We start from the raw sequence: 11,704 nt of genomic DNA on the forward strand, positions 1-11,704 counted from the left end.
GGGATTGATCCGGGCGTGGGAGCGCAGCGACCGTTTGGCGCAGCCAAACACAGCGAGAGGAGGTGCAGCGAAGCAAACCGTAGGCGCTGCGCCCGGATCGATCCCGGAGCGAAGGAACCCCGAGCCCGAGCGAGCGGGCCGTACGTAGGAGCAAGCGTTTTTTGCTTACTTTTTTAGGCGCTTGTAAAAAAGTGAGTCGCCGTAAGGGCGAAACCCTAAGCCGCCGTTACCGCAGCAACGGATCCACCGCAAAGAAAACTGACAGCGCCGACAGCTAGCCGTCACCCTCCTGACCCGCAGACAGGTTTATAAAGACAACAACCCTGCCCAAACTCCGTCCGGCGCCCACCCCGCATGCGAATCCAAAAGAACAAAGCCCTGCTCGCCACCCTATTGATCGTCCTCGCAGGCGCAGGTCTGTGGTACACCCTGAAACCCGCCCCCACCAAACTCGCCACCCCCACCGCCATCCCAGTGCGAGTCATAGCGGTCAGCGAAAAAGACGTCCCCCGCTACACCAGCGGCATCGGCTCTGTACTCTCATTACACAGCGTCGTAGTGCGCCCCCAGATCGACGGCATCCTCACCAAAATCCTCGTCAAAGAAGGCCAACTCGTCAAAGCAGGCGACCTGCTGGCCACCATCGACGACCGCTCCATCCGCGCCAGCCTCGACCAGGCCCGCGCCCAACTGGGCGAAAGCCAGGCGCAACTGCAAGTCGCCCTGGTCAACCTCAAGCGCTACAAACTGCTCACCGTCGACGACGGCATCTCGAAACAGACATACGACCAGCAACAAGCCCTGGTCAACCAGCTCAAAGCCACCGCCCAAGGCAACCAGGCTTCGATTGATGCTGCGCAAGTACAACTTTCCTACACGCAAATCCGCTCCCCCGTTACCGGCCGCGTCGGTATTCGCACCGTCGACGAAGGCAACTTCCTGCGCATGACCGACACCGCCGGCCTGTTCACCGTCACCCAGATCGACCCGATCGCCGTCGAATTCTCCCTGCCCCAGCAAATGCTGCCGACCCTGCAAGGCTTGATCAACGACCCGCAACGCGCGCAAGTCAAGGCCTACATCGGCGCCGACACGGACGGCGAAACCGGCAACCTGCTCGGCGAAGGTCACCTGACCCTCATCGACAACCAGATCAACGCCAACACCGGCACCATCCGCGCCAAGGCCGAATTCGCCAACGCCAGCCAGAAGCTCTGGCCTGGCCTGCTGGTCACGGTAAAAATTCAGACAGCCCTCGACAAAGATGCGCTGGTGGTCCCGCCCACCGTCGTACAACGTGGCCTCGATCAACACTTCGTTTATCGGGTCAACGGTGACAAGGTCGAAGCCGTGCAAGTGCAGATGGTTTATCAAGGCAGCGGCCAGGACATCATCAAAGGCGTGAAGGCCGGTGACGTGCTGGTCACCGACGGCCAGTCGCGGCTTAAACCCGGTTCGACCGTGCAAGTCATGAGCGAGCCGCCGCAAGTGGTGCAGGCGGAGCCGAAGCCATGAAGGCGCATAAAGGTGTTTCGACGTGGTGCATCGATCACCCGGTCGCCACAATCCTGCTGACCATCGCTTTGGTGCTGGTCGGTTTGATTGCCTTCCCGCGCTTGCCAATCGCCCCACTGCCGGAAGCGGAATTTCCTACGATTCAGGTTTCCGCGCAGTTGCCCGGCGCCAGCCCCGACACCATGGCCTCATCCGTGGCCACGCCGCTGGAGGTGCAATTCAGCGCCATCCCCGGCATGACCCAGATGACCTCCAGCAGTGCGCTCGGCTCCAGCCTTTTGACTCTGCAATTCACCCTCGATAAAAGCATCGACACCGCCGCCCAGGAAGTCCAAGCGGCGATCAACACTGCCGCCGGCAAACTGCCCAAGGACATGCCGACCCTGCCGACCTGGAAGAAGGTCAACCCGGCCGACAGCCCGGTGCTGATCCTCAGCGTCAGCTCGACACAAATGCCCGGCACCGAACTCAGCGACCTGGTGGAAACCCTGCTCTCGCGTCAGATCAGTCAGATCGACGGCGTAGGCCAAATCAACATCACCGGTCAGCAACGTCCGGCGATTCGCGTACAAGCCTCGGCGGACAAACTGGCGGCGATCGGCCTGACCCTCGCCGACATCCGACTGGCGATTCAGCAGACCAGCCTCAACCTGGCCAAAGGGGCGCTGTACGGCGAATCAAGCATCTCGACGTTGTCGACCAACGACCAGTTGTTCCACCCTGAGGACTACAGCCAGCTCATCGTTTCCTACAAGGATGGCGCCCCGGTTCACCTGCGCGATGTCGCCAAAGTCGTCAATGGTTCGGAAGATGCCTACGTGCAAGCGTGGGCCGGCGATCAACCCGGTGTGAACCTGGTGATCTCGCGCCAGCCCGGCGCCAACATCGTCGAAACCGTCGACCGCATTCAAGCCGCCCTGCCCGGCCTCGAAGCCATGCTGCCGGCCTCGGTGCAAGTAAAAACCCTGATCGACCGCACCCAGACCATTCGCGCCTCGCTGCATGAAGTCGAAATCACCCTGTTGATCGCGATTCTGCTGGTGGTCGCGGTGATGGCGCTGTTCCTGCGTCAGTTGTCGGCAACCCTGATTGTCTCGGCGGTACTGGGTGTTTCGCTGATCGCCAGTTTCGCTTTGATGTACATCCTCGGTTTCAGCCTGAACAACCTGACGCTGGTGGCGATCGTCGTCGCGGTCGGCTTCGTCGTCGACGATGCGATCGTGGTGGTGGAAAACATCCACCGGCATCTGGAGGCCGGCGACGACATGCGCGAGGCCGCGATCAAGGGTGCGGGCGAGATCGGCTTCACCGTGGTCTCGATCAGTTTCTCGCTGGTGGCGGCGTTTATTCCGCTGCTGTTCATGGGCGGTGTGGTCGGGCGACTGTTCAAGGAATTCGCCCTGACAGCGACCTCGACCATCATGATTTCCGTGGTGGTGTCGCTGACTCTGGCGCCAACACTAGCGGCGCTGTTTATGCGCAAACCGGTGCATCACGCCCACGCCAAACCGGGCTTCAGCGAACGCTTGCTCGGCTGGTACGAGAAAGGCCTGCGCCGCGCCCTCGCCCATCAGAAATTGATGATCGGCGTGTTCGGTCTGTCGCTGGCGCTGGCCATCGGCGGTTACATCTTTATCCCGAAAGGTTTCTTCCCGGTACAGGACACCGGTTTCGTCCTCGGCACCACCGAAGCGGCTGCGGATATTTCCTACGGCGACATGGTGAAAAAACACCTGGCGATGGCCGAAATCGTCGCCGCCGATCCGGCCGTGCAGGCGTTTTCCCACTCGGTGGGTGTCTCCGGCAGTAACCAGACCATCGCCAACGGCCGCTTCTGGATCGCCCTGAAAAAACGTGGCGACCGTGATGTTTCAGCCAGCCAGTTTATCGACCGCATCCGTCCGCAACTGATGAAAGTCCCCGGCATCGTCCTCTATCTGCGCGCCGGCCAAGACATCAACCTCAGCTCCGGCCCGAGCCGTGCGCAGTATCAATACGTACTCAAGAGCAACGACGGCGCAACCCTCGCGACATGGACGCAACGCCTGACCGAAAAACTTCGCAGCAACCCGGCGTTCCGCGATATTTCCAACGACCTGCAACTGGGCGGCAGCATCACTCACATCAGCATCGACCGCAGCGCCGCCGCCCGTTTCGGCCTGACCGCCAGCGATGTCGACGAGGCGCTGTACGATGCTTTCGGGCAACGGCAGATCAATGAATTCCAGACCCAGGTCAACCAGTACAACGTGATTCTGGAGCTGGACACCAAGCAACGCGGCAAGGCCGAAAGCCTCAACTATTTCTACCTGCGTTCGCCGCTGAGTGGCGAGATGGTGCCGCTGTCGGCGCTGGCCAAGTTCGATGCGCCGACCATTGGCCCGTTGTCGATTGCCCACGACGGCATGTTCCCGGCCGCCAACTTGTCGTTCAACCTGGCGCCCGGCGTTGCGCTGGGTGATGCGGTGATTCTGCTCAATCAGGCCAAGGCCGAGATCGGCATGCCGACGGCGATCAGCGGCAATTTCCAGGGCGCGGCGCAGGCGTTCCAGAGTTCGCTGGCCAGTCAGCCGTGGCTGATTCTTGCGGCGCTGGTGGCGGTGTACATCATTCTCGGTGTGCTTTATGAAAGCTTCGTGCACCCGCTGACGATTATTTCGACGCTGCCGGCGGCAGGTTTGGGTGCGGTGATCATGCTGTGGATCTGCGGCCAGGACTTTTCGATCATGGCCTTGATCGGCCTGGTGTTGCTGATCGGTATCGTCAAAAAGAACGGCATCCTGATGATCGACTTCGCGCTCGAAGCGCAGCGCCACCGAGGCCTGTCGCCGCAGGATGCGATTTTCGAAGCATGCATCACGCGGTTCCGGCCGATCATCATGACCACCCTCGCCGCCCTGCTCGGCGCCCTGCCGCTGATGCTCGGTTACGGCACTGGCGCCGAACTGCGTCAGCCGCTGGGGATCGCGGTGGTGGGTGGCTTGCTGGTCAGCCAGATGCTGACGTTGTTTACCACTCCGGTCATATACTTGTGGCTTGAGCGGCTGTTCCACAGGCCCAAACCTGCGCCCGTAGCGGCGCTGGCGACCACAGACTGAGGCGGGTCATGCGCGTTCTGATTATCGAAGACGAGGAAAAAACCGCGGACTATCTGCACCGCGGTCTGACGGAACAGGGTTACACCGTGGATCTGGCCCGTGACGGCGTCGAGGGTCTGCATCTGGCGCTGGAAAGCGACTACGCGGTGATCGTCCTCGACGTCATGTTGCCGGGCCTCGATGGCTTCGGCGTGCTGCGCGCGTTGCGTGCGCGCAAGCAAACCCCGGTGATCATGCTCACCGCCCGCGAGCGCGTCGAAGACCGCATCAAAGGCCTGCGCGACGGTGCCGACGATTACCTCGGCAAACCGTTTTCCTTCCTTGAACTGGTCGCGCGCCTGCAAGCGCTGACCCGCCGCAGCGGCGGGCATGAACCGGTGCAAGTGAGCATCGCCGACCTGTGGATAGATTTGATCAGCCGCAAGGCGACTCGCGCCGGAACCCGACTGGATCTGACCGCCAAGGAGTTTTCGTTGTTGAGCGTCCTCGCCCGTCGCCAAGGTGAAATCCTTTCGAAAACCGCCATCGCCGAAATGGTCTGGGACATCAATTTCGACAGCGATGCCAACGTCGTCGAAGTCGCGATCAAACGCCTGCGTGCCAAGCTCGACGGGCCGTTCGACGAGAAACTGCTGCACACCATTCGTGGCATGGGTTATGTGCTGGAGAGCCGTGGTGTCCAGTAATTCCATCGCGCTGCGCCTGAGCGGCATGTTCACGCTGGTGGCGCTGCTGGTGTTTCTGTTGATCGGCGGCGCGCTGTATCAGCAGGTCGACAAAGGCTTGGGATTGCTCCCGGAAGCGGAGCTGGATGCGCGTTACAGCGTGCTCGAATCGGCGCTCAATCGCTTCGGCACCCCCGAGCACTGGGTGAAGATCAACGCCAAGTTGAAGCTGCTGGGTGAAGAGGACAAACGCATTCGTTTCTGGGTGGTGAGCGGTGATCCGGGTTACGAATACGGTCAGCCCGATGCGGCGATCCGTACTTTTGCCAAAGGCCCGCTGGGCATGCATGACTTGCAGTTGCCCGGCCAGCCTTATCCACTGAAAGTGCTGCTGACCGAGTTGCCGGCCAAGGATCAGCGTCCGCCGCTACGGTTCATGATCGGCATCGATACCGAGACCTTTCATGAGACGCAGCACAACCTGCTGATTGCCTTGATCGGGCTGGCGATTGTCGGTGTGCTGATGGCTTCGGCGCTGGGCTATTGGGTCGCGCGGATTGGTCTCAAACCGCTGATCAAACTGTCCCATGAAGCTCAACGACTGGCGCCTCCGCTACGGGCCGGGCGCTTGCGTCTGTCGCCGCTGCCACCGGAACTTGAGCAGTTTGTCGACTCCTTCAACTCGACGCTGGAACGGGTTGAACAGGCCTACTCGCGGTTGGAATCGTTCAACGCCGACGTCGCTCATGAGCTGCGTTCGCCGCTGACCAATCTGATTGGTCAGACTCAGGTGGCGCTGACCCGTGGGCGTTCTGCCGAACATTATTTCGAAGTGCTGCAATCCAATCTGGAAGAGCTGGAACGGCTGCGCTCGATAATCAACGACATGTTGTTTCTGGCCAGTGCCGATCAGGGTAACAAGGCGACCAAACTGACCTCGACGTCGCTGGCGGATGAGGTGGCGACGACCTTGGAATATCTGGATTTCATTCTCGAAGACGCGCAGGTTGAGGTGCAGGTCAGCGGCGATGCGCAGGTGCAGATCGAGGTCGCGCATTTGCGCCGGGCGTTGATCAATTTGTTGAGCAATGCGGTGCAGCACACCGGCGCGGGTCAGGTGATCGAGGTGCGGATCGAGGTGGAAGCGCATCAGGTGAGTATCGGTGTGGCCAACCCCGGATCGCCGATTGCCAGTGAGCATTTGCCACGGTTGTTCGAGCGCTTTTATCGGGTCGATGCCTCGCGTAGCAACAGTGGCAATAACCATGGCTTGGGGCTGGCGATCGTCAAGGCGATTGCGCTGATGCATGGCGGCGATGTGTTTGTGCGCAGTGATCGGGGGATGAATACCTTCGGGATTTATTTGCCGGTCTGAAAAGCCCCTCACCCTAACCCTCTCCCCGAGGGAGAGGGGACTTACCGTGGTGCTCTTTCGAAGTACGCCGACCTGAAATATCCCGTCGAACTCAGGCTTTGAAAAGCATGAAGATCTGCTCCCTTTCCCCCTCGCCCCCCTGGGGGAGAGGGTTGGGGTGAGGGGGTGACTTTTGCTTCTGCTGTAACAGTCATTTATGAAAATCACGCTGTTTCCCAACGCCCGGCGACCTTATCTTTGCCCGCACCAAACAGCACTCGCCAAGCGAGAAGGTTTTCAAGATGTCCAACAGTATGGGTATTGCCAGCGCTTTCGTTTTGTCCTCATTGATCCTGTCGCCGATGGCGATGGCTGAAGAATCGCAGTCGTTCGTAGCGCAAAATATCGCTCGCGCTCAGGCCTTCGATCAGCATCAGGCCGAAGTGATGGCCAAGGCTCAGGACGCCACGCAAGCCCCGCAGGCAGCCACTTCCCAGACTCAAGCAAGCGAGACAGACAGCTGAGTCGCGCTCCGCGCCAACGTTTCCCTCGACGCGGTTGTTTGGCTCTTCCCGTTCAACCGTCGTCATTCCAGGCCGCTGCCTTTCAGCGGCCTTTTTTCGTTGTGGTCTGAAAGCCGTTTGGTTCGTCTGTAACAACAAGAAACATCAAGCCCTCAAGCCATTGAAGGGCCAGTTGACCCAAGGAGCTCCATCGCACGTGCGTTACCCAGTTCGCTGCACCCCGCTGTTCTTTGCAATTGCCGCAACGATTGCCCCTGCCGCTCACGCTGACGAGCCTGCCAAAGATGGCTTTGTCGAGGGTTCGAGCCTCAACCTCAACGCCCGCAACTACTACATGAATCGCAACCGCTTGCAGAAAGCGGACGACAACATCGAGTGGGGCCAGGGCTTTCTCGGGGTCTTCAAGTCGGGCTACACCGAAGGTACGGTCGGTTTCGGCATCGATGCCCACGCCATGCTCGGATTGAAGCTCGATGGCGGTGGCGGCACCGACGGCTCGAGCATCCTGCCGGTCAGAGAGAATGGCGGCAAAGCGCCGGGGGCGTTCTCCACGGCGGGCAGCACGTTGAAAATGCGCGCGTTCGATACCGAGTTGAAGGCCGGTGACCTGTTCCTCACCAACCCGGTCATCGCCGGCGGTGATACGCGCATGCTGCCGCAGACTTTCCGTGGTGTGAGCCTGACCAACCACAGCTTCGACGGCTGGTTGATCGAAGGCGGCCAAGCCAGTTTCACCAAGCCTTACAACCAGAGTGGGCACACGCGCATCGGTACTTCCTACGGCACTCTTGCCGACGGCGATGAGAGCCAGCACCTGAACTGGGCCGGCGTGGCGTGGAGCGGTGTCGAAGGCCTGACCAGCAGTCTTTATGCGTCCGAGCTCAAGGACATCTGGAACCAGTACTACTACGACCTCGACTACACCTGGCAGTTGAACGATCTGGTCAGCCTCAACCCGGGCTTGCACTTCTATCACACGCAAGACACCGGTGATGCGCTGCTGGGCAACATCGACAACAACACCTATAGCCTGCATTTCACCGTTGGCGTCGGTAATCACAGCTTTACCGCCGCGTATCAGCGGGTCAACGGCAACACGCCGTTCGACTACATCAGCCAGGGCGACAGCGTTTATCTGGATAACTCACAGCAGTATTCCGACTTCAACGGCCCGAACGAGCGCTCGTGGAAGCTCAAGTACGCCTATGACTTCGCCGGTGTCGGCGTGCCGGGGCTGACCTCGTCGGTGTCCTACTCGCGCGGCACTGTGGATCTGACCAAGGTCGACCCTGACAGCACAGGCTATTCCAACTGGTACAGCGCCGATGGCCGCAACGCCAAGCATTGGGAACGCGATCTCGACTTGAAGTACGTGGTGCAGAGCGGTCAGGCCAAGGATCTGGCGGTCCACCTGCAATGGGCGACCAACCGAGGCGGCAACGGCTACGGCGTGATTGATTCGGATACAGATGAATACCGTGTTGTCATCGACTACCCGATCAACGTCTTCTAAGATCGGCGCCATAACACCGTCTTGAATTCAGTGATGCACCCTGTGGGAGCGAGCCTGCTCCCACATTGGAAATGGTTTCTGGCTTCGGCTGTGGTTTTTGGCCTACTACGCTTATAAGACTTCCCCCCAACCGACAGCCCAATCATGATCGCGAGCCGTACCCCACCCGTTGCGGGCAAGACCGGACGCCCCGAGTTGCTGCTGATCTGCGGCAGTTCGCTGACCGTGATCGCGATTCTGTGCATCGTCACGTTCCTGCTGATCCGCGAGCACGCCAACGCTCAGGAGTCGGCTACCCGCAGTGCCACCACCATCGCGCAACTGATCGACGCCGATGTCCTGCGCACCGTCGAGTTGTACGACTTGACCCTGCAAGGCCTGATCGCCGCCGCCCAGCGCGACGACCTGCAAGATGTCTCACCGCAGATCCGCCATCTGGCGCTGTTCGACCGCTCGACCACCGCGCGCTTCAAGGGCGACATACTGCTCCTCGACAAGCACGGAGATGTGATTGCCGACTCCTCGCGGATCGAGCCAAAACCGGGCAACTTTGCCGACCGCGAATACTTCCTTGCCCACGCTTTCAATCACGACGTCGGCATGTTCATCAGCCGCCCGTTCAAGACCCGTTGCGACTGTGAGGAGGCCAATCAGTGGCGAATCAGCTTCAGTCGACGGATTTCCTCGCAAACCGGCGAGTTCGCCGGGGTAGCCGTGGCGTCGATGAAACTCGATTACTTCGATCAGTTGTTCAACAGCCTCGACATTGGCAAAGACAGCACGTTGAACATCATCAACAACGACGGCGTCCTGCTGGCGCAGAAGCCGTATCTGCAAAGCGATTCCATCGGCAAGAGCTACGGCAACCGACCGAATGTCGTGCGTATTCTGGGAGACAAGGATGGCAATGGCAGTTTTACCAGCACCTCGAGCATGGACCATCAACAACGCCTCTATACCTATTCGCGGGTCGGCAATCTGCCACTGACGGTGATGGTCGCGCTGTCCAGCGATGAAGTATTTGGCACCTGGCGGCGCACCGCGATGCTGATCAGTGGTGCCACGGGCGTGTTGTGTATGGGTTTGCTGTGGCTGACCTGGTTGCTGGCCCGCGAGTTGCGCCTGCGCCAACGGGCCGAGCGCGAGCTGGCGCAACTGGCCGCCACCGATGCGCTGACGGGCGTGGCCAATCGGCGCATGCTCGATCAGGCCCTGCGTCACGAGTGGTTCCGCGCCCAGCGCTCGGGCAAACCGATGTCGGTGATGATGATCGATGCCGATCACTTCAAGGCTTTCAATGATCGACATGGGCATCAGGCCGGCGACCTGGCTCTGAAGACGCTGGCCAGGGTCATCACGGAAAATGTGCGGCGACCGACGGATCTGGTGGCGCGCTACGGAGGTGAAGAGTTTTCGGTGATTCTCGCCGAGACCAATGGCCATGGCGCACAGCAGATAGCCGAGCATATTCGTCAGGCGGTGGAGCAGTTGCCGTTGGTCGACGGGGCCGAGCGGCCGATGACCGTGAGTATCGGCATTGCGAGCTGGACGGCGGCGAGTGAGATGACGCTGGAGCAGTTGTTGTTTGCGGCGGACAAGGCGCTGTATCAGGCCAAGGAAGGTGGGCGCAATCGGGTGGTGGTGGCTGCCTGAACGTTCTGAGGCGATCGCACCGACGCCTTCGCGAGCAGGCTCGCTCCCACATTTGAAATGCATTCCCCTGTGGGAGCGAGCCTGCTCGCGAAGAGGCCAGATCAGGCACTAGAGCAATTGCAGGCATAAAAAAAGGTTCTTCACGGATTACCGGGAAAGACGCTCTTGATCTTCATGAAAAAGAATTCGCTATCTCGGTAACCGTACGCCATCCGCTTGATGACCTTTATTCGATTGTTTATTCCTTCCAACTGACCGGTGTGCATCGGCCAGCGAACCCGGCTCACGATGCCCCGCCAGTAACCCTTTAGCCGTTTGGCGAACTGGATCAGAGCTGGTATTTCGCTTTCATGCGCATGGCGCAGCCATTGCTTCCAGGCCGATCGCCAACCCCAGGCAGTGCTGGGGGTCCAGAGTGTTTTGAGTTCAGCCTTCATCAAGTAGACCGTCATCAACGCTTGGTTGGCCGCCAGCAGATCCTCCAGGCGGACCTGTTGTTCCGGCGTTTTCAAGTTCTGCGGATTGCGCAGCAACAGCCATCGCGCCTGCTTGATAACCTTGCGGGCAGGCTTGTCGTGACGCAACCGGTTAGCCTCGTCGACGCGGACCCGATCAATCACCTCTCGGCCATATTTGGCCACCACATGGAAGAGGTCGTAGACCACTCGCGCGTTGGGACAGTGCTGACGAACCTCCAGGTCAAAAGCGGTGTTCATGTCCATCGCCACCGCTTCGATTCGAGCACAACCCTCTGGCCCCAGTTCTTTGAAGAAAGGCCTGACCGCTGCTCGGCTGCGACCTTCACCGATCCACAGCACTCGCCGTGTATCCGCATCTAGGACAACGCTGGCGTAACGATGACCTTTGAACAGGGCGAACTCGTCCATCACCAGACGTCGCGGTTGCGCCTTTGGCAAAACGCTTAACGCCGCTTGCAAGGCTCGACGCTCCAGCAACCGAACGGTGTCCCAGTGCAGGCCAAACAGTTGAGCCACGTGCAGTGTGGGAAGGCGCTCGCAGGCTTGAATAACCGCCTCGGCCAGACGCCGCGTCATGCGGGCATAGCGGTCCAGCCAACTGACGGCCTCCATACGTTTACCGCAATCACGACAGCCAACACGCCTGAGCAACACGCTGAGGCGCACCGCACGGCCGAGAATCGGTAAATCGCGGACGGTTCGCTCGCAATACTCATGCGTGGTTGAACAGGTCTTTTGGCAGCCGCTACAGGAAGGGAATCGGGTGGCGTGGGGAATCAGGTCGATCTGAAGCGCGTCACCATCAGGCTTGATCGTGACGACAGAAAAGCCCTCCCAAAAAGGAAGGAAAGTATTAATATCGCGCATAAGAACGCCGGTTTGTTAGATGTGTTTGCTCGCACG

8 protein-coding genes are annotated in these 11,704 nt (G+C 59.9%); 7 read left to right on the forward strand and 1 reads right to left on the reverse strand.

Features of this window, described 5'->3' with window-relative positions:
• Nucleotides 1–354: 354 nt before the first annotated feature.
• The 7 genes from AC0ZWN_RS26825 (at nt 355) to AC0ZWN_RS26855 (ending at nt 10,322) form a co-directional block, all read left to right on the forward strand.
• A complete protein-coding gene (locus AC0ZWN_RS26825) occupies nt 355–1,515 on the forward strand; it encodes an efflux RND transporter periplasmic adaptor subunit (protein ID WP_476337383.1) in 1,161 nt (386 codons plus the stop codon).
• Nucleotides 1,512–4,613: a multidrug efflux RND transporter permease subunit gene (locus AC0ZWN_RS26830; protein WP_476337385.1), complete on the forward strand. Its 3,102-nt coding sequence runs from the start codon at nt 1,512–1,514 to the stop codon at nt 4,611–4,613. The genes AC0ZWN_RS26825 and AC0ZWN_RS26830 overlap by 4 nt, the downstream gene beginning before the upstream one ends.
• A gap of 8 nt (nt 4,614–4,621) precedes the next feature.
• Nucleotides 4,622–5,299 (forward strand): heavy metal response regulator transcription factor, encoded by a 678-nt coding sequence (locus AC0ZWN_RS26835; RefSeq protein WP_007916978.1) that lies wholly within the window; start codon nt 4,622–4,624, stop codon nt 5,297–5,299.
• Nucleotides 5,289–6,653, forward strand: a complete 1,365-nt coding sequence (locus AC0ZWN_RS26840) for a heavy metal sensor histidine kinase (protein ID WP_476337387.1) — start codon at nt 5,289–5,291, stop codon at nt 6,651–6,653. Before AC0ZWN_RS26835 ends, AC0ZWN_RS26840 begins: the two co-directional genes overlap by 11 nt.
• Nucleotides 6,654–6,934: 281 nt before the next feature.
• Nucleotides 6,935–7,156, forward strand: coding sequence for a hypothetical protein (locus AC0ZWN_RS26845; RefSeq protein ID WP_476337389.1), 222 nt, complete (start codon nt 6,935–6,937; stop codon nt 7,154–7,156).
• A 196-nt stretch (nt 7,157–7,352) separates the two neighbouring features.
• Nucleotides 7,353–8,669, forward strand: coding sequence for an OprD family porin (locus AC0ZWN_RS26850; RefSeq protein ID WP_476337391.1), 1,317 nt, complete (start codon nt 7,353–7,355; stop codon nt 8,667–8,669).
• A gap of 144 nt (nt 8,670–8,813) precedes the next feature.
• Nucleotides 8,814–10,322 (forward strand): sensor domain-containing diguanylate cyclase, encoded by a 1,509-nt coding sequence (locus AC0ZWN_RS26855; RefSeq protein WP_476337393.1) that lies wholly within the window; start codon nt 8,814–8,816, stop codon nt 10,320–10,322.
• A 140-nt stretch (nt 10,323–10,462) separates the two neighbouring features.
• Here AC0ZWN_RS26855 and AC0ZWN_RS26860 read toward each other — a convergent pair whose 3' ends face one another.
• A complete protein-coding gene (locus tag AC0ZWN_RS26860; RefSeq protein ID WP_095125809.1) occupies nt 10,463–11,668 on the reverse strand; it encodes an ISL3 family transposase in 1,206 nt (401 codons plus the stop codon).
• Nucleotides 11,669–11,704 lie beyond the last annotated feature (36 nt).

The organism is Pseudomonas sp. 3B-A001-10F (assembly GCF_056313565.1).

Excerpts from the sequence above, each read along its gene's own strand:
- AC0ZWN_RS26825 (WP_476337383.1), top strand. The coding sequence starts at position 355 with ATGCGAATCCAAAAGAACAAAGCCCTGCTCGCCACCCTATTGATCGTC.
- AC0ZWN_RS26855 (WP_476337393.1), top strand. The coding sequence starts at position 8,814 with ATGATCGCGAGCCGTACCCCACCCGTTGCGGGCAAGACCGGACGCCCC.
- AC0ZWN_RS26835 (WP_007916978.1), top strand. The coding sequence starts at position 4,622 with ATGCGCGTTCTGATTATCGAAGACGAGGAAAAAACCGCGGACTATCTG.
- AC0ZWN_RS26860 (WP_095125809.1), bottom strand. The coding sequence starts at position 11,668 with ATGCGCGATATTAATACTTTCCTTCCTTTTTGGGAGGGCTTTTCTGTC.
- AC0ZWN_RS26830 (WP_476337385.1), top strand. The coding sequence starts at position 1,512 with ATGAAGGCGCATAAAGGTGTTTCGACGTGGTGCATCGATCACCCGGTC.
- AC0ZWN_RS26845 (WP_476337389.1), top strand. The coding sequence starts at position 6,935 with ATGTCCAACAGTATGGGTATTGCCAGCGCTTTCGTTTTGTCCTCATTG.